We start from the raw sequence: 24,983 nt of genomic DNA on the forward strand, positions 1-24,983 counted from the left end.
TAGTACGCTTAATCGGAGCCCTGCTCATGGAGCTTGACGATAAGTGGGCAACCGGTAGAAAGTATCTGGATATGAGCGAATACCTGCAGTGGCGAAAAGAGCAAAACCTTGCCTGCCATCGAAGTAATGTCGCTTATATCCGATAAAAATAAGGCCAATATATTTACCCTTGAACACCGCTTGTCAACCGTTACCAGCGGAGCCGTGCGCCTGTCAAGGGTCCGCGAAGCGGAGGCGCAAGCCTTTACCCTTGACTGGCGCATGGCGAGCTGGATAATTTAAGTGGCGGTGTTCAGGTTAAAATGCTAGCTGAGGAATTTTACACAACAATTTGGACTTGATCAATTTTTGCCGGTAAAAGCCTATTAGAAATTGAATCATAATTTTATACCGTATAAGATAAGTGACCAGGCATATTTTGTACTGGCCGACGCTACCGGCTTGATCGGATCAACTTGAAAACTACAGGCGCAGGGTTGCAATCAATCGTTTTGACTGTAGCAACAAATCCAAGCCTTCATTGATTTCCTTTACCGCCACATCGGCATTTTGCAGCGCCTGCACGGAAGTTCCTTCCGGCCCTAAAACCACAATGCCCAGTGCCGCTTTCGCCAGCATCAGCCTGTCGTTGGCTCCGTTGCCCACCGCCGCTGTTTGATCCGCCCCCAGGCTTTCCACAAAAGTTTCTTTTTCTTCGGCCCCGATTGGCTGGGCCAGAATCCGAACGGTGCCCTTGATGCCCTTGCATTCACCCCGGCATTTACCGAAGGTGTCGGCAGTCAGGATGTGTACTTCGATGTTCTCGCTGAGCCGGTTTAACCTTTCCTCGACGCCGGGAAGCAGTATGCCGTCTTTGGCCATCGTGCCGTTATAATCCAGCACGATATGCTTGAGCTCCAGAATACCACGACCGGGAATATCCACTAAAATCACATTGTACACCTCCTTTTGCCGGGGGTATTCGCCCGTCTTCAATTAACTGCTATTGGCTTGGAGATTGTCTACACTTAATTTCGTTATTTTAGCCCTAAGAATGGGGACTTCGGCAGACTGCAATTATCAAGCTACCACTTTCTTTCGGGAATCAGTTTTACGCAGTAGCCCATTGACCTGCTTCAAAATTTCATACTGATTGTCAAAGAGCACAGGTATATTATACCATGAGAACAGATGTAGACTATCCGTAGTTATAAGGTGAATTTTTATTTACAACAGTAATTACAACTAATAATTTGAAGAAACTTTCTTACAAAAACAATTCTCTCATCTATGGATTGCAGTACTTGTTGCTTCTCTGATTCATTCAGTTCCTCCCAATCTTTACCAGATAAAGTTTGCTCAATTATAGATTCAATTTGCTGCTGGGAAAAACCAAGCGCCTTCATTTTTAATTTTATTTTGTTAAGTTCCTCGTGCATTAAACATCACTTCCATTTAATTCTAAAAGGAGTTCCTTCAAAAGGAACTCCTTTTGGTGGGCCATTAGGGAATCGAACCCCAAACTTGACGATTAAAGTCGCCTGTTCTGCCAATTGAGCTAATGGTCCGTAAACAACTAAATGCTAAATTTGGAGGGGAGAAGTCGGAATCGAACCGGACTCCCACCTGGATCGCAGGCAGGCCAGCGGGTTTGCAGCCCGTGGGGGGACCATCCCCTTCCTCCCCAAAAAAATAATATCATAAAGATATTTAATTTATCAAATAAACATTTTTTATTGATATTTTTTAAATGATAAAGTATTCAAATTGTATAAATAAAGTTATTTTTCAAATGCATATAACAGATTAATTTTGTAATGAAACGACTAATAACGGTACTAAATAGTTGCAGGCTAATGGTAAGTGAAGTTATTACTTTGAGATTATATACTATCAATTTAAAATTGTTAACGACAGAGATATTTAACGTAATAAAATATCTCTGTATTTTTTTAAAAAATGTTGTTGTAGCTGTAACATTTTATAATATTTGGATACCAATAATCAGGAGCGGTTTCTGATATGGCCATAAAATTAGAGAAACTTTATCAACGTTATAAAGTATCTATCTTTCGATATTTATACCGTATGGGCGGGGATTACCACCTGGCGGAGGAGTTAACCCAGGAAACTTTTTACCGGGCTTTTATTTCCCTAAAAAATTTCCGTGGCGAATCAACTTTATCCACCTGGTTGTTTCGCATCGCTTATTACGTATATACCGGGCACGTGCGGGGCCGTCCTCAGGAGTGGAACTTGCCCCTTAACCATGAAATACCTGACGGGAATAAAGCAAATGACCCCGCCCGGCACTTGGATGATGCAGAAAACTGGCGCATGGCAAGGCTGTCCCTTGAACAGCTGCCTTTAGATTACCGGGCGGTAATAGTTCTAAGGGAGTTGGAAGGATTGACCTTTGAAGAGATAGGGGCGATACTGGGTAAATCACCTACTACGGTAAGGGTAACCCTCTGCCGGGCCAAGAAGAAGTATCGCCAAGTATTCGACCAACTAGAAGGTGATGACAATGATTAACCGGGAGTGCGAAATAATTAAGGATCTACTGCCATTGTACGCTGACGGTGTGGCCAGTGCTGCCACTTTGGAAATGGTGGAACAGCATCTGGCACAATGCACTGGATGTAGTGAATTATTGGAAATGTATCGGCAACCTGCTCTTCCTGTGCTAGCCTCTGATAAAACTTCCCGTTTATCAGATATAGGCGGATTTTGGAACAGGTTGCGCTGGGTAGCCGTGGTTTTGATGGCCGGAATTATTATCACTGGTTCAACTATTGCTTGGGCTTCCTACCAGGCGGGACGGAATTTAGCCTTGCGGGACCCGTCTTTCCATCAAGCCGGGCAGATGGATCTTTTTACCGAAGTTAATCAGTCCCAAAAACTTGGCCCATATAGCATCACCGTAAACAAGATTCTATTGGATTCGGCTCGTACCACAATTTTTTATAGTGTTCAGCCCGGGTTGGATGGAGATAACAATATAAATATAAAAATGATAGATGATAAAGGTGTTCAATATGACCTGCGGGGAGACAGGGGCCTGCATGGCAAATATTTTATATGCGACCTGGATCCGGTAAATCTGGATACAGAAAAAATAATACTTTCCTTTAGCACCGGTCAGGCGCCGGGTGATGCGCGATTTGAAATACCGGTTGACCCAACCATAGTGGCCCAAAATACCCGGGAACTGTACCCAGATCTTAAAACAAAAGTGGGTCCGGTAGAACTGGATGTGGACCGGGCAGTGCTAGGCCTTTCGGAAAGCATTATTTTCTTCCGGGCACGCTGGCCGCAGGACCAGTCTATTGCCGGGGTTGGCATTGGACTGGACCGGCCTATGTTTACCGTCATGGGGCCCAATGGGCCATCCAGTGCGGAAAGCCGGGTCAGTCGTACTCCAACTGCACCGATGATCAAAGAATACGGTGCATTTTTACCTGGTAATTGGGCTGATCTAATTGACGTAACCAACGGTAAAAGAATAAAACTTAATGAAACCCACACCCAAACCGACCCGGTAACAGGTGGGATTAAAGGTTCATTCTATTTTGAACCGGTAGAACCGTCAGCCAGAGAATTGAAACTTACCTCTCCACCGTTGTACCTATATCGTTTCCCGGAAAAGGAACAAACCCTGGAGATTGACTGTCCACGACAGGGGGAACAGGCCTTAAGTGGTGTTTTTAACAGCGGGACTGTAACTTTTGCCTTAGAAAGAGCCGCAGCAGAAGATAATCAACTTGCCCTATACTTTAAATTTAACGGGGGAGAAAATAAACCACCTTTTTATTACCGTCCTGATTTTAAGATTAAAGATAAGGAATTTTGGCAGGAGCATATCAGTTTGGAATGGTTGGATGAACAGCATATCAAGGTCACCTTCCCCAAACCCGAAACGGACCATGTTATTCTGCAGTTAAAGAGTGTGGGGGAAAAGTTGCCGAAAGTTGATTTTAAGCTAGATGCTGCACGGTAGCCAGTTTAAGTTATGTTAATTGGTAAGGAAGGGGGAACCGCCATGCCCCAAACGGGCAAACCACTGACCCAGCGCCATTCTCCCGAAGAAATACTTAATTTGCTTTATAACACAGGGTTTAGACTTACCGGTAGTCACCGGGAAACAACCGATCTTGTTTTAAGAGCCTTTGATGCATTAACCGGGTGTGAAAAAGTTAATTTCAGCACAGCCCTTAAAGGTCTTTGTTCTGTTTACATAAAAACCGCCGCAGAAAATTTGGGCCAAAGTTTATTCCGTAATAACTGTAGCACGGGAAAGGTACAAGAAGCCCTTTTGTCTCTACCGCATAAAGAAAGGTTAGTCGTGGTTCTACGTGAGATATTGGGTTTAGATTATACAGTCATAGCAAACATGACCGGTTTAAGGAAAAAAGATGTATCCGAATTGCTGTCGACAGGCAGGTCGTATTTGATCAAACAGTTGCTCCCATCAACGGAAGAGCCCAAAAGGGTACTGCATAGTTAAAATTAAGGTATACTTTGTTTGTTCTAAAAGAGATGCAGTAAAAAAACAGGCTAATATGGGGTTTAAAGTTTATGGCGAGAACAGTGAATAACTAAAAAGAAAAGTTTGCTATTAGTTAATATCTTGGAGATGTATCATTTGGACACTTTCATAACATTTTTTAGCTATGAAAATGGCGGGACTGGTTTAGGCATATTTATAATGTATTGGATCTTATGGTTATATTTATTTGAGTACTACAAAAGAAAATTTGATAATAAATTGATTAATTTTGGAATTCCGCTTTACTTTCTTATTTGGGTTCTTCTATAATATGTTTTCTTATATCACAAGACATAAAAGTTTTTATATACCCGATAGTATTACCCATTATTACCGTCTTAATGGAGGTTTACAATTCCAACCAAAAACCTAATCCATATTTCCAAGCAAATAATGAAGGCCAACGGCGATACCTCTTGCGGTGTTTTGAGTTGTTCTAGTCTTTGTTTTGGCATTTTTCATGCACCTGCTCTTGAGGGCTGTTATCTGAAATTATATAGGGAGGCTAGCGTACAACTTTTCCAAAATACAAACAAAAAAGGGTTTTGACCATTTTGGTTAAACCCATTAAAATAAAGCATTTCTGGTGTCGGAGGCGGGACTTGAACCCGCACGGTCTCCCATACGCCCCTCAAACGTACGCGTCTGCCGATTCCGCCACTCCGACTTAACGTTTACGCAAATAACATTATATGTTGGCAAGCCACGTTTGTCAATAGTGTAAGTTTAGCTAGTTTAGCTATTGTTGCCTCATTTAGCTTATTCTTATCCACTTATTTAGATCACTTTGCGTATAACCACTGGTAAACTTTATAATTCCACAGCACTTTAACAACAAAGTTTTTCGTTTCAGGAAACGGGATCATTTGTATATCCTTAATGCTGCCGGATATCTTTTCTTCGTCCAACCACTTGTTAACGTTGCCCCGCCCACCGTTATAAGCTGCGAGAGCCATTATTTTATTTCCTTTAAATTCATTTTCCAAATTGGCAATATACCATGTCCCGAGCCTGATATTGGTTTCAGGGTCGAACAGCAGATCCGGGTGGAAGGGGTTAAGATTAATTTGCTGCGCAATCCATTGGCCTGTTTCGGGCATAATCTGCATTAAACCGCGCGCACCTTTGGCGGAAACGGCATTGGGGTTGAAGCCGCTTTCAGCTTTTATAATTGCCGTCATGAAAAAAGGGTCAACACTGGCCATTTTGGAATATTTATAGACCGTATCAGCATAAGGCATTGGGTAAATAATTTTTACTATATGCTTAAAATTTAAAATCAATAGTATTAATAATAAAAGAAATAATAACCTTGATATGCGCCTGCGGGCAATCAATTAGATCACTCCATTTATGGGTTTACCGCCCGATCCCAAATTTTTTTAACTTGAATTAATGTTTCTTCCATTCCATTGCTGTTATCTATTACTCTGTCGGCAAGCTTGATCTTAGCTTCCTGCGGCATCTGGGCCGCTATTCGATTCTTAGCTTCTTCTACTGATGCGTGATCCCGGGATATAATCCTATTAATTTGAACTTCCGGTTCCACCGTAACAAGCCAGGCTTCGTCTACTAAACGATTCATTCCGGTTTCAAATAATAGGGGGACTTCTATAACCAATAATGGCGCATCTGCTTTTTCTTTGTAAGCAGAGATAATATCCAGCAATACAGATCTTATTTCCGGATGAATAATTCCGTTCAGGCGTGCAAGCGCTTCCGGGTTGCCAAAAACAATTTGAGCCATTTTCCGGCGGTTAAGAGTTCCGTCGGGATTGAGGACTTCCGTTCCGAACTGGTTGATGATCTGGTTCAGCCCACTGGTGCCGGGAGCCACAACATCCCTGGCGATTTGGTCGGTATCCACAACCCTGGCCCCTAGATCCTTCAGGATTCGCGCAACGGTGCTTTTGCCGCTGCCAATATTGCCTGTAAGTCCTACTACCAGCATGATTATTCCTCCGCAATAAAATTATTAACAAATCTCACTTTTGTCAATCGATTCTTTTAAGCCATACACATGCAAAAATATAGCCCGGCAGGTGCCGGACTAACATTTAATTATATATTTTACATCTGTTTTAATAAATTTTAAATAGGCCCAGGGCAATTAATATAAATCCCGGAAGGGTGCAAAGTTTTTGGCTGAGGCCTTTACAGTTCATTCCCATCCCGGCAAGAAGTCCTCCATAGGTTAGTATAAAATGCCCAATTCCCACCATCAGGGCGGTAAATATAATACTAAAACCCATCATTGAAACAGCGAATCCTGCACCAAAAGCATCCATCGCCAGTGCTATTCCAAGCAGAACCGCTTCCCGCGCGGAAATTGTTCCAGATTGGTCCAGGTCAGCCCGTGACGGCTCTCTTAAAATTTGTATTACCAACCCCAAAAACCTGATGTGAATTTTTATTAGGGTGTCGGGTGATTGGTTATCTTGATGTTCATTTAAACTACTCTTTCTATGACGATTTGCTTGCAGTGATTGTATTAGAACCCATAGCCCGATGAACAATAAAATAAAACCACCCAGCCTGTGGGCAAAGGTTGGGGAAAAAAAACCTGCAACTGTTTTACCCAGAAGCATGGAAAAGGTTATTGCTCCCATGGACATTAAGCTGATTATTAAAAGTGATGTTGTTGGAAGCTTAATGTTTCTTATTCCATAGGAAACTCCAACGGCAACTGAATCAAGGTTTAGGGCAATTGCAAAGAGTGTCATTGTTAAAAAATCCATTGACTTTCACCACCATATGACCATTTCTCATAAATATTATGGTGGGGAAAGTCGAAGTGTTCCTGGCTATGGGCCGCTATTGTTTTGGAATGATCTACTCTTTTTGGCAGGCCGGGCAATAATAAGAACTCCGCCCTCCAACTTTCATGCGGGCTATGGTGGTGCCGCAGCGGGGGCACTTTTCTCCTTCGCGATTGTATACCCGCAAGAGCTCCTGATAATTGCCGGTCCTGCCATCGCCATCAACATAGTTACGCATTGAGGTTCCCCGGTTATCAATTCCTTCCTGCAGAACTTCGCAGATAGCATGATACAGGTTGGCGATTTCTCTCGGCGACAGGTTGCAGGCTAGCCGCTCCGGGTGTATGCGGGCTCTGTGCAGGGATTCGTCAACATAAATATTACCCAGACCTGCCACGAATGTTTGGTCAAGAAGCAGGGGTTTGATTCTGGTGCGCTTTCTTTTTAGCTCGCGTCGCAAGAAATCCCTGGTAAAACCCTTTTCCAGGGGCTCGGGGCCAAGGTCTTTTAGCCCTTTTACATGGCCAAGAGTTTTGTTAGTTGCCAATATAACCCGCCCGAACTGTCTCACATCGTTAAATCTCAATTGGTATCCGTCACTCAGGTGGAAGATTAAATGGGTGTGGCGGGGTACTGGCTGAGATGATTCTGTATAAACCAGCCGCCCGGTCATCCTCAGGTGAATGACCAGCACGTTTTCGCCTGACAAATAAATAAGTAAATATTTTCCACGACGTGCCAGGCGGAAAATCTTTTGGCCCGTTACTGCCTTTTTAAAGTCTTCCGGCGTAGTATCACGGATAATTTTAGGCGTATCTATATCAACGCCAGATATGATTAAGCCCTTTATTTTTTTCTCCAATGTCCTTTTGACGGTTTCCACTTCGGGAAGTTCCGGCATATTGCATTACACCTTTCTAACGTCGTACCAGTTTGGTCCAACCTTTATGTCGACCAGCAGTGGGACATCCAATTGCAAGGCGTTTTCCATAAATTCCTTAACCATGTTTTTTGTCTTTTCCAATTCATCCTGGGGTACATCGAAAATTAACTCATCATGAACCTGAAGGATCATTTTTGTCTTCATGTGACGTTTTTTTAATTCTGTATTTATTCTTACCATCGCCAGCTTTATTATGTCTGCGGCGCTGCCCTGAATGGGTGTGTTGATGGCGGTGCGCTCGCCGAAAGCCCTGGCGATGCGGTTGGAGCTGTACAGGTCCGGCAGATATCTCCGTCGGTTGAGTATGGTTGTGGCATAGCCTTTTTCTTTGGCTTCGGCAATTTTTTGATCGATGAACCTTTTCACGCCGGAATAGCGTTCAAAATAGCTTGTGATATAACTTGAGGCTTCAGACCGGCTAACTTTAAGATCACGCGCAAGCCCGAAATCGCTGATGCCGTAAACTATACCGAAGTTGACGGCTTTGGCGCGGTTGCGCAGCTCCGGCGTTACGTTTTGAATGGGCAGGTGAAAAACTTCCGCCGCCGTTCGGGTATGGACGTCCTGTCCCAGCAAAAAGGATTCAACCAGATTCGGATCTGCCGACATATGGGCCAGTATGCGCAGTTCTATTTGGGAATAGTCGGCGGCTAGAATTAAGTTTCCTTCCTGGCTGGGAATAAAAACTTTTCTGATTTTCCTTCCTTGTTCCAACCTTATAGGTATGTTTTGCAGGTTGGGGTCTGAACTTGACAGCCGCCCGGTTGCAGTGACGTCCTGGTGGTAAGTTGTATGAATCCTGCCGGTAACAGGGTTAATCAGGTTGAAAAGCCCGTCTATGTACGTGGATTTTAACTTGGCCAGCTGCCGGTATTCCAAAATTTTTTCCGCGATAACCTGGGTGACGGCCAGCTCCTCCAGCACCGATGCGTCTGTTGAATAGCCCGTTTTGGTCTTTTTAATGACGGGTAACCCCATTTTTTCAAACAGTATATAACCTAATTGCTTGGGGGAATTGAGATTAAATTTCTCGCCGGCCAGGTCATATATTTCTTTTTCCAGGTCTAAAATTTGGCCTTCTGTTTCCCGGGCCATTTCTTGCAAAAGGACAGGGTTTACGTTGACTCCTTCAATCTCCATTTCCGCCAGGACCGGGATCAGAGGCAATTCCACTTCGTAATACAGCCTGTCCATGCCTAGCTCAACCAATTTTTTATGCAGCAGGGGGTAGAGACGCATTACAGTATCCGCCCTGGCGGGGAGTACGCTATCTCCTTCCGAGGGCAAAACAAGGTTAAAGTGTTCCAGCGCCAGGTCCTGAATCGTTTTAGGTGATTGCCCCGGGTTAAGCAAATAAGATGCTACGGTAATATCAAAATGCAAGCCCATCATGTGCCGGTTGTGGCGCTGCAGATACCAAATGGCTTCTTTACCGCTAAAGCAAACTTTTTTCAATTTTGGGTCGGCACAAATTTCTGTTATTGTATTTAATGACTCTGCTTTATAGCATTGCGGCAGCAGAAAACACTTGCCGTTATCCAGGGCTATCGCCGCAGCCGTAATGCCTCCGGATGGTGTTCCCGCCAGCTCTACGGTAACAGGACCGTTATCCTCAGTCTCTTTATTAACTTGGGCCAGCTCGCTCCGGCTTGAAGCTGCAGTGTAATCAACCTGGTAAACATCCAGTTCGGCTTGCCGGTTCACCGACTGCATAAAACTATTGCTTGCTTTTTTGTCTCCTCCGGACGTTTTATCAATTATGTTACGGATTAAGGTTTTGAATTCTAATTTACTAAACAAGGCCAGCAGGGCAGGGTAATCCGGTCCTGCCCAGCGGAAATCATCAGATTCGATATTAATGGGCACCTGACAGTTAATCGTGGCCAGTTGTTTTGATAGCAGCGCCTGCTCTTTGTATTCGTTAATTTTATTGCGCCAGCGTGCCGGCAGCTTTTCCAGGTCTGCTATAACGTCTTCCACTTTGCCGTGTTCCTGGATCAATTTCAAAGCAGTTTTTTCTCCAATACCGGGTACTCCCGGAATGTTGTCCGAGGCGTCGCCCATTAAACCTTTTATATCCGTTATTTGCGGCGGGCTTATTCCGTATCGGTCCCACACTTTACCTTCGTCGTATTCCTGAATTTCCGATATTCCCTTTTGGGTCAGCATTACCCTTACTCTGGGCGAGACCAGTTGCAAAAGATCCCGGTCGCCTGTTAGAATCACCACGTTAATGCTGTTTTTTTCGGCCAGCACGGTTAGAGTGCCGATAATATCATCTGCTTCGTAATTATCCAGTTCCAAATATTTAATCCTCAGACATTGCAAAACTTCTTTCAGCAGTGGAAACTGGCTTCTTAACTCGCCAGGCGTAGCTTTTCGTGTGGATTTATAATCTGAATAGTCTTGGTGCCGAAAGGTTGTTTTACCCTTGTCAAACGCGACGGCTATGTAGTCCGGCTCAATTTTATCCAATGCTTTAAAGAACATGTTTAAAAAACCATAAACAGCGTTGGTTGGAGTGCCGTCGGTTGTGGTAAGCAGCGGAATGGCATGGAACGCGCGGTGAGTTAAGCTGTTTCCGTCAATAATTAGAAAAATATTTTTGGACATGGTTGCACCTGCCTGTTTATACTTTTAGGAAAGTATGCCTAGCCATATATATGGCTAGGATTAAGGAAAAAAGTACTGAAATGCGCGTGTTAAGGGAACTGATTTAGCGCGCTTTTCATGTTGCCCGCCGGGCTAATTGGTTTCTGTTTGGGAACAGTATCTTCAACGGCAGCCTTTAAAATACCTGCCGTTCAACAATATTTGATCTAATTAGTTAGGCTGAGGCAGCAGGACTTTCACCATAGTCAATAGAAATATATTAATAAATGAAGGGGGTTGGGTATATGTCCAGGCGACTGGTGTTCCTGGTTTTTACTTTTTTAGCGCTGTTTTTCCCGATATTTCCGGCCGCGGCGGCAGAAAAACAGAATAGCGACAATTCGGCTATTATCAACGAGGTTATGGACTATTTACAAGAGTATCATCTTTCCAATCCGGACCGGGATAGTTTGACTTACGGCGCCATACAGGGAATGCTGGACACTCTGGACGATCCGTATGCTGAGTATTTTTCACCCGATGAGATTCAAAGTTTCACTGATGCTCTAAATGGTGATTTAGAAGGTGTTGGTATTCAGGTGCGGGCGGGTGATAAAAACCCGTTTGTTGAAGATGTGCTGCCTGGCACCCCGGCGGAAAAGGAAGGAATCAAACAGGGGGATTTAATAATCGCCGTTGACGGCAAAGACACCACCGGACAAAAATTAAGCGAGGTGGTTGATAAAATACGCGGACCGCATGGTACAAAGGTGACTCTTACGATAAGACGCGGGGAAAAAGAATTGGATGTAACGCTTAACCGGGCTGCAATTCACGTGTCCTCAGTAAAATCCGAGATGATGGCCGGCAATACCGGTTACATTAGTGTAGCCTCGTTTGGTTCTTCCACTGCAGAAGAGTTTGATAATGCGGTAAAAAATCTCCAAAATTCCGGGATGAAGAGCCTGATTATTGATTTGCGTGATAATGGGGGCGGTTATCTCGAGGCGGCCGTTGATATGCTGGATGACTTCCTTGTTCAGGGTTCAACCGTTGTCAGCATTGTTGATAATAAAGGTGAGAAGATAAAGATAAACACAATGGGAAAACCTTTTGTTAAAGGCCTGCCTGTAGCTGTTTTGGTTAACGACTATACTGCCAGCGCTTCGGAAATTATGGCCGCCGCGCTAAAGGATTACGGAATGGCCGCTATCATAGGCAATACGACTTTTGGTAAAGGGGTTGTGCAAAACATCATTCCCTTAAGCAACGGGGGAGCAGTAAAGTTTACCGTCTACAAATACTTAACTCCATCCGGCGCAGATATAGACAAGGTGGGAATTAAACCGGACCAGTTTGTATTAACGAATGCGCTGCAAAAAGAAGTGGCCTGGGAATTGCTGCATCCTGAAGATAATCCGGATTTAGTTTTTGATTCCGGCGCAAAAAATGTTAAATTAAACGGTCAAAAAGTCGACTTGAACATTAATATAATAAAGAAAAATAATCGTGCTTATTTGCCGCTGAGACCTGTGCTGGAATCTATGTTATATCAGGTGGATTGGCAGGACGGCATAATTAAGGTTATGTCCGGTGAACGTGAGATTAAAAAATTAAGTACATTTGACCTTTCCGGCTTGCTGCTGGAAAACGAAACAAGTTATATTCCGGTAGACATGTTAAAGGATTTTAAAATCAACATAAACCAAAAAGACAATATTTATGAATTAACCAGGCAAATACCTTAATTACGATTGGATTGCTTTTTTAAAGGAGGTGCTCTTGATGTCGAACAAAAAATGTTCCTGCGGTAGTGGAAAAAGTGCTGATGGGTGTTGCGAGCCTGGCAGAAATGTTATTGATTTGAATGAATACCGCTGGCGGCGTGCTGGACGGCATCTCCGAAGGAAACTGGCTGAATTTGCCGATAACGATATTTTTATAGATGATGTAGAGAACGCCAGGGAAATATTTTTCGATCCCTTTGATCCTGAACTGGTGGATGAAGAAGACGATTTAATGCTGGAAAGGTTTTTTGAATGGTTTATTTTTGATTATAAAATTCAAAATCAAACTATTTTGGAGTATTTCAGCCTTGCCGGTAATTTAGTCAGTGAAGAAAGAGAATTGCTCGAAAGTTGGAAAAAAGCCAAAAGCTCTTTTTACCAGGTAATTGGAATAGAAAACCAATCAATGATTGTTATAGAGGACTTAATTCGCGGGTGGCAGGTAATAGTCACAGATAAAAACGCGGCCAGGGAACTTGAAAAAGGGCATATTATGCTGATGAGAGTTTTGCCTGTGGGAAACAGCTATGAGTTTTCCACGGGAGGTATGGTTTTGCCCCAGGAATGCAAAGGTTATTTATTAGGCAGGGTAAGGCAGGATGCCGACTTTTATTGGAGTAAGTTTAAAAAGCGAGGAGACTGGGAGCAGTATCTTGCTGACAGAGCTCACGTTTTAAATAGCCTGGTGGTAGAATTAGAAACGATTTGGAACTTTTCATCCATCGATGAAGAGGGTAACCCGAAAACCTTAAATTCACACAAAGGGCATATGGCTGGTATGGCCCAGCAGGTAACTAATATTTTCTTAGATTATTTCTACGACCGCTGGGTTAACGAGCCAATGGATGTCTTACATGGCAAAACCCCTATGGAAGCATCCAAAACAAAAGAAGGGCGGGAAAAGCTGCAAACGCTGCTTAAAGAACTGGGTAAAATTGAAAAGGCCAGGGCACAAAAGGGTGAGCCTTTTTATGATCTTACAAGGTTGCGCAAAAAGCTTAAATTGCCGGCAGAGGCAAGCAACAGGCCGGCGAAGGGCGCAAAGGATGAAAGCCTTGCTGACAATTATGCCGGAGTTACTGAATTAATCCGGGATGGTTTGAAAAAAATGGGATACCAGGCGCAGCAAGTCAACAATGCGGTGGAAATGTGGCAGCAATACAGTAAAGCGGCCAGGCCGGCATTTAGAAAACCGGGGGCATGGGCGGCAGCGATTATATATGCAGTTGCCAGGTTGCTTGGTGATGAGTCAGTCAGTCAGAATGGACTGGCGCTTATGTATAATGTTTCGGCTTCTACAATATCAGCCAACTACAGGAGTATATGCAAAACACTTCAACTTGAAGGGTAAATTAAAAGTTTGGTTTTTTGGTCGGCTGTAATCCCAGTTAAAAAGAAAATGCGAGGAAGTTTAATGAAACTCTCCTCGCATTTTTTATGGCTTTTTGCCAATAATAACTTTAATCAGTTACGCCGGGGCCATAATCCAGCAATTCGCTGACTGTAACCAAATTATAACCTTGCTTGCGCAGCCCGTCTATTACTGCCGGCAGCGCATCAGGGGTACGGTCGCAGGTATCGCTGGCATGCATCAGGATAATGGCGCCAGGGTGGGCTTTTTGCAGTACACGGTCAATTATTTGTTCTACAGAGCAATCCTTCTTCCAATCCAGGGAGTCGTCGCTCCATTGGATTACTTTATAATTCATACCGGTTATTACTTTTAATACAATATCGTTCCAATCTCCATTGGGGGTGCGGATTAAATTTGGGGTTACGCCGGTTACTTCCTTGATGGACTCCTGGGCGGCTAAAATATCTTTTTTAATCCATTCCTGATCGTGTTCGCTGTAGTTAACGTGTTCATTGCCGTGGCTGGCTATCTCATGTCCTTCCGCGGCAATCCTTTTAGGGATTTCAGGATGTTGTTTTACCCAGGGTCCGCTGAGAAAGAATGTTGACTTAACATTCTTCTCTTTTAATATGTCCAGTACCGGACCCGGAACTTTAGTTCCCCAACTTATATCAAAAGTAAGGGCCAAAACAGGCTTTTTTGTCGCTACCTTATAAATGGCATGCGGTTTGGGTTCCGTGTCCACATTAACTGCTTTTTGCTGCATGATAACGAAAAATAGTATCAAGGTAGTGAGTAACAGTGCCCCTAGAAGAAAATTTCTTTTAATTTTTTTATAGTCCAGTATAAACACGCGCATAACAAATCACCTCTTTATTAAAAGCTAATTAAATAATATTTCCAGGATTGGCTCGGTATGTTAAAAATTCTTATATAGTATGAGAAAAAAATGTCTGGGCGGTGATGTTTTTGCTATTACGTTATTTTCGTTTTCTATTGGCCGCTGTGATATTTATGGCCACAAGTTGTCTTAATACTTTACCAGCCATTGCAGAAGATGATTTAAATATTAATGCCCGGGCCGCAACACTGATGGATGGGGAGACGGGCCAGGTATACTATACAAAAGACGCAGATAAGAGAATGTCTCCTGCCAGCCTGACTAAACTAATGACAGCAATTGTTGCGGTTGAAAACGGCAATCTTGATGACGTTGTAGAAATAACCGGGCGGGCTGCTTCGGTTTCGGTGGGGTCTACGATCGGGTTGCATAAAGGAGATAAAATTACACTGGATAACCTGCTAAAAGCGGCTTTAGTTTCATCGGCAAATGATGCAGCAGTTGCTATTGCGGAACATGTAGGCGGCAGTCACGATGCTTTTTTATATCTGATGAACAGAAAAGCTTTTTTAATTGGGGCGCTGGATACGCAATATGCTAACACAAATGGTTATTACGATCCCAAACACTATTCAACAGCTTATGATCTTGGGCTAATAGCTCGTTATGCCCTGCAGAAACCACGTATCAGGGAATTGGTATCAATCAGGAAAACTGTTATTAAATGGGAAAAGCCCGAAAAAGAAAAGGAAATAAGAAACACTAACCAGTTGCTTTTCTCAGAAGAGATAAAAGGCGTAAATGGGGTTAAAACGGGCAGCACAGCAAGGGCGGGGAATTGTCTAATTGCCTCCGCTACCAGAGGGGATAAGAGTTTCATCGCTGTTGTTCTGCATGCAGGCAATCGTTACCGGGAGGCAGCTAAATTACTTGAATACGGGTTTAAACAAGTCAAACCTGTGGTTATTTTTCCTGCTGGTAAAAAACTGGGCGAAGTAGCGGTGCGCAATGGCGTAGCAAACAAAGTAACGGTTACCGTGGCAGACCCGGTAAAAGTTAATGTTGCCAAAGATCAGTTAAAAAATATTAAAGTTAGAATAACGCTGGACCAAATGCCCACAGCGCCAATTCGAGAAGGCCAGCTGCTTGGCAACGCGTTTTTTACGATAAACGGCTACAGACTGACCAAAGTACCCCTAGTTGCATCCAAAGAAGTTGCGCCAAAGCCATTTTTAAATCGCATGCTATATTGGATGTCTGAATAACATCTGCTTAGCTATGCGATTATTTCCACTTGACATTTTGGCTTTGTTGATGCATAATTATTTTTGCAACAGTTGAGGGCGGGTAGTTCAGTGGGAGAACGCTTGCTTGACACGCAAGAGGTCGTAAGTTCAATTCTTATCCCGCCCACCAGTAAAATCAAGCCTTCCAGAAGATGAATAATCTTATGGAAGGCTTTTTGGTGCCCATTGGGTGCCCGAACTGAAAACGTTGTCTAATTTGGTTACTGCGCGTCGTTGTAATTGCTTTTAAACGTGCGCATAATTTTGTTTTACATCCTTTAAAATATAATCTTTCAGTTAATATTTTTTATCATCATATTCTCTTGCTTTCATTAAAATAAATTGCTTAACGCCGGTTAGATCCGTCAGATGCTGCAGTTTCGAAGTCTTGATTTATATATCTTCCTGATTATACACCGTTACTTTTATATCGTTCCTATTGTTCCTGCCCTTTCGCTGATATATCCGGTACTAGGTACTGGCTTTATTTCTTATAACACTACTCCAACCTTTGCAGCGACCGGTCATATGTTTTCTCTGTCTCCGGAGGGAAAAGGCACTTTTTCCTATTTACTAAATTTATTTAATACTTGTTTTAATATGATGCGGGTAACAAAGAAACTACGCAACACCGCAACCAGCTACACGTTGACTAAAGATAAAAGGATATATAAAATATAGAAGTGCGGTTTGATGTATTTAATTTCCAATCCGGCAAAGTATAAAGCAATAAGGGACTTTTAGACCATAATACGGGGGTTATGTTGATGCTCGATCACCAGCTTTTAATTTTTGTAACTGTTGCGGAAAAAAAAACTTTTCCAGAGCGGCTGAAGTGTTAAATATATCGCAACCAGCTATCAGTCAAAACATACACGCGCTGGAGGATTATTACGGGGCAAAGTTATTTGAACGCTCCAGTAAGAAGGTTGACTTAACCCAGGCTGGAGAAACTTTATTCAATTACGCAAAAGAAATATTAGATTTGCACAGGGCCGCCAAAAGAGCGGTTTCCGATCTTGTAGAACTGGTAACAGGCCATTTAAATATAGGAGCAAGTTTTACCATCGGTGAATATATTCTACCGAGGATACTTGCAGCTTTTACTGCAAGGTTCCCTGATGTAAAGTTTTCCGTTACTATAGGTAACACCGAATTTGTACATGAAAGCGCCCGTGAAGACAGTATTGATATTGGGTTGGTTGAAGGTGAAGTTGATGATCCGCAGCTTCAGGTAAATAAATTTCTTAATGATGAGTTGGTATTTATTGTATCTAAAAACCATCCACTGGCGGGGGTTTTAATCAAACCCGAAGAGATTGCACCCAGGATAAAGGACATGCCTTTCATAATCCGGGAAGAAGGTTCCGGAACCAGGTTGGCTGTGGAGAAGGTATTAGAAGATTTAAACTTTCAGCCATCAAGTATCATTACACTGGGCAGTACCCAGGCTATCAAAGAGTCTGTTGAGGCCAATCTGGGATTATCTATGCTTTCTAAATGGACATTGCGCAAGGAGATAAAACTGGGCACAATAAAACCTATTAGGTGTTGCGCTCCTATAACTCGCGGTTTTTACTTAATTCAACATAACGAAAAATTCCAGTCCAGAGCCTGCGCGGAATTTAAAAAATTCATCTTGGAGTCTGATTTATCAAGTATATTAAGTTATTAGAAATTATCTTTCTCTTAATAAAGCCAGCCTTATGGTTGGCTAATATAATTTTCCGGGCATGCATTGCTCGATTTTTGCTTATACTTGAACAAGAAGGATGCAGTATATCGCAATTATCATATACATATAATTTTAAGCAAAGGAGTTGAGAGTACTATGCCCCAACAATGCATCAGCATTGGTACCGCCTGCCAGCAAGATCTTGTCAAACAAGAGCTGAGCCGGGGACTTAAATCTTTGCAAGATGAAGGTCTAAGTGTCCAATTGCAGGAAGACCAGGCCAACGGGTTCACTTTTTTAGACTGCTGCGTATCGGGGCATACGGAACCTTTAATAAGTTACCGGGTTGCCGGGGTCATAAGCAATTTAATTGTAAACAGCTGGCAAGAGATTTTGTTAAAAGATATCATTAGAGAGAATTATTATTATTTTGATGAAGATGAAAAAGGCGCCATTTATGATTATGCCCGGAAAAAAATAAACAATAACAATAAAATTAAGGAAAGATATCGTCTGGTTATATTGCAAAAATTGACCGAATACCTGAGTGCTAATAACAATCTTATTATTGATGGATTTATCCGCTTCAGGTTAAAAGATTATATTAACCAACTTTATGATGTGGCTGACCAGGCTGTAGATGATTTTTTAATGGAGCGCGAGTATAAAGAATTTATAGAGCTTTTAAGGTATTTTGTTGAAATCCAGGAACCCAAGGCTGACCTGGTTAATGTGGTTTTACGGGATGATGGGGTATTTAAGCTTTACGACGAAAAAAACCAGCCCATAAATAGCGACTATTTGAGGGATTTTATGATTGACCTGGTGGAAAATGAAATTAACTATGAAGATTTGCTTATTAGTGCTTTGATCACCATCGCGCCCAGGGAGGTTAGATTTCATTCCGGCAATGGGGAACTGGCTTCCAGTACTGTAAATACCATTAAAAGTGTTTTTGTGGGGCGGGTTTCCGAATGCGGTGGTTGCTCAATTTGTCAAAAGCACCAATAAACCCCCATGTCGCTGTCAAAAAGTATAGTGAAGGGACGGTTATTTCCCGCAAGCAGGTATATTTATTCAGCATTATGTTGACATCTTAATGACAGGTCGAATATAATTAGGGCGTAAATTACTATAAAAAACGATGGCGAAAGGGAAGAGTAAGCTTTAACCGTTATCCAGAGAGAAGGACGCCGCGGCTGAAAGCGCCTTTGTAATAGGAAAGCTGAAAACCACCCCGGAATTGCTGTATTGAATACCAGTAAATGCAGCCGGTATGGCGCCGTTACCTGCCGTTAAAGATGAGTCATTTAAACTCAATCAGGGTGGAACCGTGGGATTAATATCTCGCCCCTGGCAATGCTGCCAGGGGTTTTTATATTGAAAGGGGTTTTATTGATGATCAACATTACTTTAAAAGACGGGTCGGTGCGACGGTACGAGTCGGGTAAAACCTTGCTGGAAATGGTTTTTGATATTAGCCCCAGACTGGCCAAGGAAGCCCTTGTGGCTCGTGTAAACGGTAAACTGGTGGATCTGAATTCTAAAATCGATAGTGATGCCCAGGTTGAATTCCTTACCTTCGACAGTGAGGAGGGGCAGGAAGTTTTCCGCCATAGCACTTCCCACGTTTTGGCCCAGGCTGTTCAAAGGCTGTTCCCGGGAACTAAACTGGCCATTGGCCCTGCCATCGCGAACGGTTTTTATTATGACTTTGATTCACCTCAAAAATTTACACCTGAGCAGCTTGAACGGATTGAAGCGGAAATGAATAAGATTATTAAGGAAGATTTGCCGTTTTCCAGGGTTGAAATTTCCCGTGAGGAGGCTCTGCAAAGGTTTGGTGAGAAGGGAGAGAATTATAAGGTTGAGCTGATCGAAGGACTGCCCGAAGACGCTGTGATTTCTTGCTACCAACAGGGTGATTTTGAAGACTTATGTGCCGGGCCGCACGTTCCATCAACCGCCCGCCTTAAAGCCGTTAAATTAACTTCCGTCGCCGGGGCTTACTGGCGGGGAGATGAGCGCAATAAAATGCTGCAGCGGATTTACGGAACTTCTTTCCCAAAAAAGTCATTGCTGGATGAGCACCTGCAGCGGCTGGAAGAAGCAAAAAAGCGGGACCACCGCAAGTTGGGGGCTGAACTTGACCTGTTCAGCATTCATGAAGAAGGGCCTGGCTTTCCATTTTTCCACCCCAAGGGAATGGTGTTGCGCAACGAATTAGAGAATTTCTGGCGTGAGGAACATAAGCGCCGCGGGTATGTTGAGATCCGTACGCCGATTATATTAAGCCGTGCATTGTGGGAGCAGAGCGGTCACTGGGAAAATTACAGGGAAAATATGTATTTTACCAAAATTGACGAAGGAGATTACTCAATTAAGCCCATGAATTGCCCGGGGGGAATGCTGATATACAAAAGTCGTATGCACAGCTACCGGGATTTGCCTATCAGAATGGCTGAACTTGGCCTGGTGCACCGTCACGAGCTTTCAGGAGTGCTGCACGGCTTGATGCGGGTACGCTGTTTTACCCAGGATGACGCCCATATTTTTATGCTTCCGTCCCAGGTAAAAGATGAAATATTGGGAGTTATTGACCTGGTTGATGAGTTTTACCGCGTGTTTGGCTTTGATTATCATGTCGAGCTGTCCACAAAGCCGGAAAAGTCTATAGGTTCCGACGAAATTTGGGAGCTGGCCACCGAATCGTTGCGGGAGGCCCTTGAAGCGCGCGGACTGCCTTACAAGATAAATGAAGGGGACGGGGCGTTTTACGGTCCCAAAATAGACTTCCATTTAGAAGACAGCATCGGCCGGACCTGGCAGTGCGGTACCATCCAGTTGGATTTCCAAATGCCCGAAAGATTCGACCTGACCTATGTGGGCGAGGACGGTCAAAAACACAGGCCGGTAATGATTCACCGGGTGGTATTTGGGAGCATCGAAAGGTTTATCGGCATACTTACGGAGCACTTTGCCGGCGCTTTCCCCGCCTGGCTGGCCCCTGTGCAGGTTAAAGTAATGCCCATCACCGACCGGCAGCAGGAATACGCGCAGGCAGTAACTGCTAAGTTGACTAAAAACGGCATCCGGGCCGAGTTGGACGCCCGCAATGAAAAGGTTAACTACAAAATCAGGGAGGCCCAGGCGCAAAAAATACCGTACATGCTTGTAATTGGGGAGCGTGAAGTATCTGCCGGGAAAGTGGCTATCCGCCATCGCAAAAAAGGTGACCTGGGTGTAACCGCTCTGGATAACTTTATTGATAATCTGGCCCTGGAAATTAAGAATAAGGAACTATAAGGAACTTAGTTGACTCGACAGGGCAGTTATGTTACAATAACGTGCGAAATAAATATTTTGGTAAAAGTAGAAGCCACTCGCTTCTCACCCCATAACGCCTGTCAGGTTGTTAAAGGGTTAACAGTCATAAACGAATATCTATAAATTTATTCATTATAGATTTATAGTATAAAGTTTAGCGGGTGGAAAACCCGCTTTTATTTTTTTAGGGAGGTGCATAACTATTACCAGAGAGAATCGGATAAATGAAAATATCCGAGCCAAGGAAGTAAGGGTGGTTGACGCCGACAATAACCAACTGGGTGTGCTTCCGCTCCGTGAAGCTTTACGGATAGCGGATGAAAGGCGCATGGATTTGGTTGAGGTTGCGCCTCAGGCCAAACCGCCTGTATGCCGAATTATGGATTACGGCAAGTTCCGATATGAGCAGAGCAAGAGGGAAAAAGAGGCCAAAAAGAAACAACGCATTATTACTGTTAAAGAAATAAAACTAAGGCCCAATATTGAAGACCATGACTTTGATGTTAAAGTTAAAAACGTTATTCGGTTTTTAAAAGATGGCGATAAGGTTAAGGCAACAATTATGTTCCGCGGCCGCCAAATTGTGCATCCGGATTTAGGTAAGCAGCTTCTTGAGCGGCTGGCAGTGCAAGTTGCAGATATAGCTAATGTTGAAAGAACGCCAAAGCTTGAGGGTAAGAATATGATCATGATTTTGGCACCCAAACAACAACCGCAAGAGTAGTGAAAACAAAAAGATCTGTAGGAAGGAGTGAGGTGTTTTGCCCAAAATCAAAACACACCGCGGTGCCGCAAAACGATTTAAAAAGACCGGTTCTGGGAAATTAAAAACTTCGCATGCTTTTCACAGTCACATTTTAGGTAAGAAGACCCCCAAGCGCAAGCGCAAGCTGCGTAAATCTTTAATCGTACACCCGACCAATGCAGCTGTTTTGCAGCGCCTGCTCCCTTAAAAGCAGTATTTGTAGTTTCGTTGAAAAGGAGGAAATGTCATGCCACGGGCGAAGAGCAGTGTGGTTTCACGCAAAAGACATAAAAAAATATTAAAGCTGGCCAAAGGCTACCGGGGATCCAAGAGTAAACTGTTCAGGGTAGCGAACCAGCAGGTTATGAAATCCCTGGTTTATGCCTACAGGGACCGTAAGGCTAGAAAAAGGGACTTTAGGAAACTATGGATTGCCCGTATTAATGCCGCCGCTCGCAATAATGGTATGTCTTACAGTCGTTTTATGAACGGTTTAAAGAAGGCCGGTGTTGATATTAACCGCAAAATGCTGGCCGACCTGGCCGTAAACGACAGCAGAGCCTTCGGACAGCTGGTTGAAATGGCAAAGAGCAAATTATAAAATCAATTTGGCTATTGATAAGCATGGTTGTCGTGAACCGTGCTTATTTTTAATGGCCGGGATTGAGGAAAAAGTACTGAAAAGCGCGCGGCAAGGGAACTGATTTAGCGCGCTTTTCATGTTAACGAACAGGGAGACGACAATGCTGGTAAGCAGGCAAAACTCGCGCATTAAATATGTGCGCCGGCTGTATCAAAAAAAATTCAGGGACAGCGAAGGTAAATTTATCATTGAAGGCGTTAGGTTCATAGAAGAGGCCATCAACGCGAACTGGACGCTGGAAACGGTTTTCTACGAATCACCTGTGGCAGGTGGGGACAGGGGGCAGCAGTTGTTGGAAAACCTTTCTAAAAGCGGCGCTGAAATTATTGCCGTGGAAAAATCACTGTTTAGAGAGATAGCCGACACCGAATCGCCACAAGGCATACTGGCGGTGGCTAAGAAACCAACGGAACTTGATTTTAAGCCTGTGGAATGGCGCAAAAACGAGAAAGATTTGCTGGTAATGGTAGACGGTGTCCAGGACCCCGGTAACCTGGGAACAATTATCCGCAGCGCGGATGCAGCGGGAGCCGATTGCGTTTTTATTCTAAAAGGGACAGTTGACCCTTATAATCCCAAGACGCTGCGCTCAACGATGGGTTCTATTTTCCATATACCCTTAGTCAGCGTGGAAGACCGGGAAGATTTCTTGACCAGCCTTCATGCCGGGGGCTGGAACCTGGTGGTGGGAGATCCTGTTGCTTCAAAACTACTTTGCAATGCCGACCTAACCCGCAACACGGTTTTGGTTATTGGTAATGAAGCCAGCGGGGTATCTGAGGATTTACAGAGGGACGCCAGTGATCTGGTTAAAATACCCATGCCGGGGCGGGCCGAATCATTAAATGCAGGCGTAGCCGCCGGAATTATGCTTTACGAAACTGTTCGCCAGAGGATGGCTGCTGGCAGGATAATTGCTAGACCTTAACATCATTTTCAGCCAACTTCCTTGTTTTAAATATGCCCTTATGATATAATCAAACTCGGGTAAGGTCCTCAAAGAATGAGGGAAAGGTTGTGGTTAAATGTTTTTAACCGCCGATTTTTTTTGGAAGTTGTTTGAAGCCACTGGTTCGGTGAGGGCGTATATACTTTACAGAAGGCTGGCTGTACATTAAGATGCCAAATGATATATAACAGTGATGAAGGGGAGTAGTACGCGGCTAATTGTTTTGCCAGGGAGAAAGGATCATAGACTGGAAATCCTTTTAAAGACAACCCGCGAAATTCGCCCCGGAACTGCAGCTGAACGGTTTTCCAGTAGGTGTAGCCGGTTTCCCGCCGTTAACTGGGACCCGGGACTAAAAGCAGTGCCCCGGATGAGTGGTTGAGCTTTATTGGCAACAATTTGGGTGGTACCACGGATATTATTAATCCGTCCCTTGGGGCGGTTTTTTATTTGCCTGTAAAACATGGGAATAATAGGAAGAGCGGATAACAACTGAGGAGGATGGATATGGAAGATAAATTAAATTCAATCTTGGCTGATGCCAGGGAAGCTTTGGCCAAAACCAATAATTTAAATGAATTAAATGAATTGAGAGTTAGGTACCTGGGGAAGAAAGGTTCCTTGACCATGGTTTTGAGAGGCATGGGCAGCCTTTCCCCGGAAGAGCGGCCAAGGGTTGGCCAGCTTGCCAACGAAGTTAGGGCGGAGATAGAAAATATTTTAGAACAGCGGCTTGCTGAAATAAAAAGAAAAGTTAAGTCCGCCAAGTTGGCCGAGGAAAAAATAGATGTAACTTTACCCGGTACGCCATTTCTAATCGGGCACAAGCACCCCCTTACCGCTGTTCAGGAGGAGATTGAAAATATCTTCCTGGGAATGGGGTATAGTATCGAAGAAGGCCCCGAAATTGAAACGGATTATTATAATTTCGAGGCGCTAAACCTTCCAAAATACCACCCGGCCCGCGATATGCAAGATTCATTTTTTATCAGCCCGGAAGTGCTTTTACGCACCCATACATCTCCGGTTCAAGTAAGAACTATGGAGAGAACCGTCCCGAATCTACCGGTTCGGATTATCGCCCCCGGGAAAGTATATCGCCGTGATGATGATGCTACTCACTCCCCAATGTTTCATCAGGTGGAGGGTTTGGTAATTGATAAAAGGATTACCTTTGGCGACTTAAAGGGCACATTGCAGGTATTTGCGGAAAAAATGTTCGGCCCTAAGACCCGAACAAGGTTCCGCCCAAGTTACTTCCCTTTTACCGAACCCAGTGCCGAGGTTGACATATCTTGCGGTATGTGTGACGGAAAGGGATGTCGTGTCTGTTCTTATACCGGCTGGCTGGAGATCCTCGGATGCGGTATGGTTCACCCAAGGGTTCTGGAAATGTCAGGCTATAATTCTGAAGATGTTACCGGTTTTGCTTTTGGTATGGGGGTAGAGCGAATCGCCATGCTTAAATACGATATAGACGATATGCGATTGCTTTTTGATAATGACCTGCGTTTTTTGGCGCAATTTTAAGGGCTATGATAAAGTAGCATGAGG

At 43.7% G+C, this 24,983-nt stretch carries 24 protein-coding genes, 3 tRNA genes, 1 pseudogene and 2 other annotated features; of the genes and pseudogenes, 18 read left to right on the forward strand and 10 right to left on the reverse strand.

The features are described 5' to 3' along the window. Together H569_RS22275 and H569_RS22805 are read left to right on the forward strand one after the other, a co-directional pair. Positions 1-146 (forward strand): annotated as a pseudogene (locus H569_RS22275) (IS256 family transposase); the annotation flags it as partial. Beyond that, positions 127-282, forward strand: a complete 156-nt coding sequence (locus H569_RS22805) for a hypothetical protein (RefSeq protein ID WP_169726456.1) — start codon at positions 127-129, stop codon at positions 280-282. The pseudogene H569_RS22275 and the gene H569_RS22805, both read left to right, overlap by 20 nt. Positions 283-462: 180 nt before the next feature. Here the strand turns inward: H569_RS22805 and H569_RS0114050 are convergent, their stop codons facing one another. The 3 genes from H569_RS0114050 to H569_RS22600 all read right to left on the reverse strand — a co-directional run bounded on the left by H569_RS0114050 (position 463) and on the right by H569_RS22600 (position 1,665). After that, positions 463-933 (reverse strand): HAD family hydrolase, encoded by a 471-nt coding sequence (locus tag H569_RS0114050; protein ID WP_027365512.1) that lies wholly within the window; start codon positions 931-933, stop codon positions 463-465. A 269-nt stretch (positions 934-1,202) separates the two neighbouring features. Continuing rightward, positions 1,203-1,418 (reverse strand): hypothetical protein, encoded by a 216-nt coding sequence (locus tag H569_RS0114055; RefSeq protein ID WP_027365513.1) that lies wholly within the window; start codon positions 1,416-1,418, stop codon positions 1,203-1,205. 151 nt (positions 1,419-1,569) lie between these two features. Continuing rightward, positions 1,570-1,665 (reverse strand) — tRNA-Cys (locus H569_RS22600). A 336-nt stretch (positions 1,666-2,001) separates the two neighbouring features. Between H569_RS22600 and H569_RS0114070 the strand changes: the two genes are divergently transcribed. From H569_RS0114070 to H569_RS0114080, 3 genes are read left to right on the forward strand one after another with little or no spacing between them, the layout of a single operon-like run. Then, positions 2,002-2,514 carry an RNA polymerase sigma factor gene (locus tag H569_RS0114070; protein WP_051273668.1) on the forward strand — a complete coding sequence of 171 codons (513 nt, stop codon included), beginning with the start codon at positions 2,002-2,004 and terminating at the stop codon, positions 2,512-2,514. Further along, the gene (locus tag H569_RS0114075; protein ID WP_027365515.1) at positions 2,507-3,979 is read left to right on the forward strand and encodes a zf-HC2 domain-containing protein; all 1,473 of its coding nucleotides are present in this window, start codon (positions 2,507-2,509) and stop codon (positions 3,977-3,979) included. Before H569_RS0114070 ends, H569_RS0114075 begins: the two co-directional genes overlap by 8 nt. Positions 3,980-4,021: 42 nt before the next feature. Beyond that, positions 4,022-4,486, forward strand: coding sequence for a sigma-70 RNA polymerase sigma factor region 4 domain-containing protein (locus H569_RS0114080; RefSeq protein WP_027365516.1), 465 nt, complete (start codon positions 4,022-4,024; stop codon positions 4,484-4,486). Positions 4,487-5,112: 626 nt separating this feature from the next. On the opposite strand, the gene H569_RS0114090 is transcribed toward H569_RS0114080, so the two are convergent. The 6 genes from H569_RS0114090 to polA form a co-directional block, all read right to left on the reverse strand. Then, positions 5,113-5,195 (reverse strand) — tRNA-Leu (locus H569_RS0114090). Positions 5,196-5,310: 115 nt separating this feature from the next. Then, entirely contained in the window at positions 5,311-5,865 is a 555-nt protein-coding gene (locus H569_RS0114095; RefSeq protein ID WP_027365517.1) for a lytic transglycosylase domain-containing protein, read from the reverse strand. A 14-nt stretch (positions 5,866-5,879) separates the two neighbouring features. Then, the gene (coaE, locus tag H569_RS0114100; protein WP_027365518.1) at positions 5,880-6,479 is read right to left on the reverse strand and encodes a dephospho-CoA kinase; all 600 of its coding nucleotides are present in this window, start codon (positions 6,477-6,479) and stop codon (positions 5,880-5,882) included. Positions 6,480-6,609: 130 nt separating this feature from the next. Next, positions 6,610-7,266, reverse strand: coding sequence for a sporulation membrane protein YtaF (ytaF, locus tag H569_RS0114105; protein WP_027365519.1), 657 nt, complete (start codon positions 7,264-7,266; stop codon positions 6,610-6,612). Positions 7,267-7,360: 94 nt separating this feature from the next. Next, positions 7,361-8,188 (reverse strand): bifunctional DNA-formamidopyrimidine glycosylase/DNA-(apurinic or apyrimidinic site) lyase, encoded by an 828-nt coding sequence (gene mutM, locus H569_RS0114110; protein ID WP_027365520.1) that lies wholly within the window; start codon positions 8,186-8,188, stop codon positions 7,361-7,363. A gap of 6 nt (positions 8,189-8,194) precedes the next feature. Continuing rightward, positions 8,195-10,843: a DNA polymerase I gene (gene polA, locus H569_RS0114115; protein ID WP_027365521.1), complete on the reverse strand. Its 2,649-nt coding sequence runs from the start codon at positions 10,841-10,843 to the stop codon at positions 8,195-8,197. Positions 10,844-11,127: 284 nt separating this feature from the next. On the opposite strand from polA, the gene H569_RS20465 reads away from it, so the two are divergent. Further along, positions 11,128-12,570: a S41 family peptidase gene (locus H569_RS20465; RefSeq protein ID WP_051273669.1), complete on the forward strand. Its 1,443-nt coding sequence runs from the start codon at positions 11,128-11,130 to the stop codon at positions 12,568-12,570. Positions 12,571-12,607: 37 nt separating this feature from the next. After that, complete coding sequence (locus tag H569_RS0114125; protein WP_027365522.1) at positions 12,608-13,960, forward strand: hypothetical protein; 1,353 nt, start codon at positions 12,608-12,610, stop codon at positions 13,958-13,960. Positions 13,961-14,069: 109 nt separating this feature from the next. Here the strand turns inward: H569_RS0114125 and pdaB are convergent, their stop codons facing one another. Next, positions 14,070-14,822 (reverse strand): polysaccharide deacetylase family sporulation protein PdaB, encoded by a 753-nt coding sequence (pdaB, locus tag H569_RS0114130; RefSeq protein ID WP_027365523.1) that lies wholly within the window; start codon positions 14,820-14,822, stop codon positions 14,070-14,072. Between the two features lie 110 nt (positions 14,823-14,932). Between pdaB and H569_RS0114135 the strand changes: the two genes are divergently transcribed. From H569_RS0114135 to pheS, 11 genes are all read left to right on the forward strand, one after another. Beyond that, positions 14,933-16,069 carry a D-alanyl-D-alanine carboxypeptidase family protein gene (locus H569_RS0114135; RefSeq protein ID WP_238492569.1) on the forward strand — a complete coding sequence of 379 codons (1,137 nt, stop codon included), beginning with the start codon at positions 14,933-14,935 and terminating at the stop codon, positions 16,067-16,069. Between the two features lie 76 nt (positions 16,070-16,145). Next, positions 16,146-16,220, forward strand: a tRNA-Val gene (locus H569_RS0114140). Between the two features lie 705 nt (positions 16,221-16,925). Further along, the gene (locus H569_RS20470; RefSeq protein WP_081411034.1) at positions 16,926-17,765 is read left to right on the forward strand and encodes a LysR family transcriptional regulator; all 840 of its coding nucleotides are present in this window, start codon (positions 16,926-16,928) and stop codon (positions 17,763-17,765) included. A 156-nt stretch (positions 17,766-17,921) separates the two neighbouring features. Further along, on the forward strand, positions 17,922-18,776 hold the full coding sequence (gene ytxC, locus H569_RS0114150; RefSeq protein WP_027365525.1) for a putative sporulation protein YtxC: 855 nt from the start codon (positions 17,922-17,924) through the stop codon (positions 18,774-18,776). 127 nt (positions 18,777-18,903) lie between these two features. Beyond that, positions 18,904-19,123, forward strand: a binding site (T-box leader). A gap of 40 nt (positions 19,124-19,163) precedes the next feature. Further along, positions 19,164-21,071 carry a threonine--tRNA ligase gene (thrS, locus tag H569_RS0114155; protein ID WP_027365526.1) on the forward strand — a complete coding sequence of 636 codons (1,908 nt, stop codon included), beginning with the start codon at positions 19,164-19,166 and terminating at the stop codon, positions 21,069-21,071. 241 nt (positions 21,072-21,312) lie between these two features. Then, complete coding sequence (gene infC / locus H569_RS0114160) at positions 21,313-21,816, forward strand: translation initiation factor IF-3 (RefSeq protein ID WP_207637567.1); 504 nt, start codon at positions 21,313-21,315, stop codon at positions 21,814-21,816. A 37-nt stretch (positions 21,817-21,853) separates the two neighbouring features. After that, positions 21,854-22,045, forward strand: coding sequence for a 50S ribosomal protein L35 (rpmI, locus tag H569_RS0114165; protein ID WP_027365528.1), 192 nt, complete (start codon positions 21,854-21,856; stop codon positions 22,043-22,045). A gap of 39 nt (positions 22,046-22,084) precedes the next feature. Then, positions 22,085-22,438 (forward strand): 50S ribosomal protein L20, encoded by a 354-nt coding sequence (rplT, locus tag H569_RS0114170; RefSeq protein ID WP_027365529.1) that lies wholly within the window; start codon positions 22,085-22,087, stop codon positions 22,436-22,438. Between the two features lie 142 nt (positions 22,439-22,580). After that, positions 22,581-23,408, forward strand: a complete 828-nt coding sequence (locus tag H569_RS0114175; protein WP_027365530.1) for a TrmH family RNA methyltransferase — start codon at positions 22,581-22,583, stop codon at positions 23,406-23,408. Between the two features lie 97 nt (positions 23,409-23,505). Continuing rightward, positions 23,506-23,598, forward strand: a complete 93-nt coding sequence (locus tag H569_RS21925) for a YqzL family protein (RefSeq protein WP_081411036.1) — start codon at positions 23,506-23,508, stop codon at positions 23,596-23,598. 15 nt (positions 23,599-23,613) lie between these two features. Beyond that, positions 23,614-23,866: a binding site (T-box leader), on the forward strand. A 70-nt stretch (positions 23,867-23,936) separates the two neighbouring features. Then, positions 23,937-24,959 (forward strand): phenylalanine--tRNA ligase subunit alpha, encoded by a 1,023-nt coding sequence (pheS, locus tag H569_RS0114180; RefSeq protein ID WP_027365531.1) that lies wholly within the window; start codon positions 23,937-23,939, stop codon positions 24,957-24,959. The last annotated feature ends 24 nt before the right edge of the window (positions 24,960-24,983 follow it).

It is taken from the genome of Desulfotruncus alcoholivorax DSM 16058 (assembly GCF_000430885.1).
Taxonomy (GTDB): Bacteria; Bacillota; Desulfotomaculia; order Desulfotomaculales; family Desulfallaceae; genus Desulfotruncus; species Desulfotruncus alcoholivorax.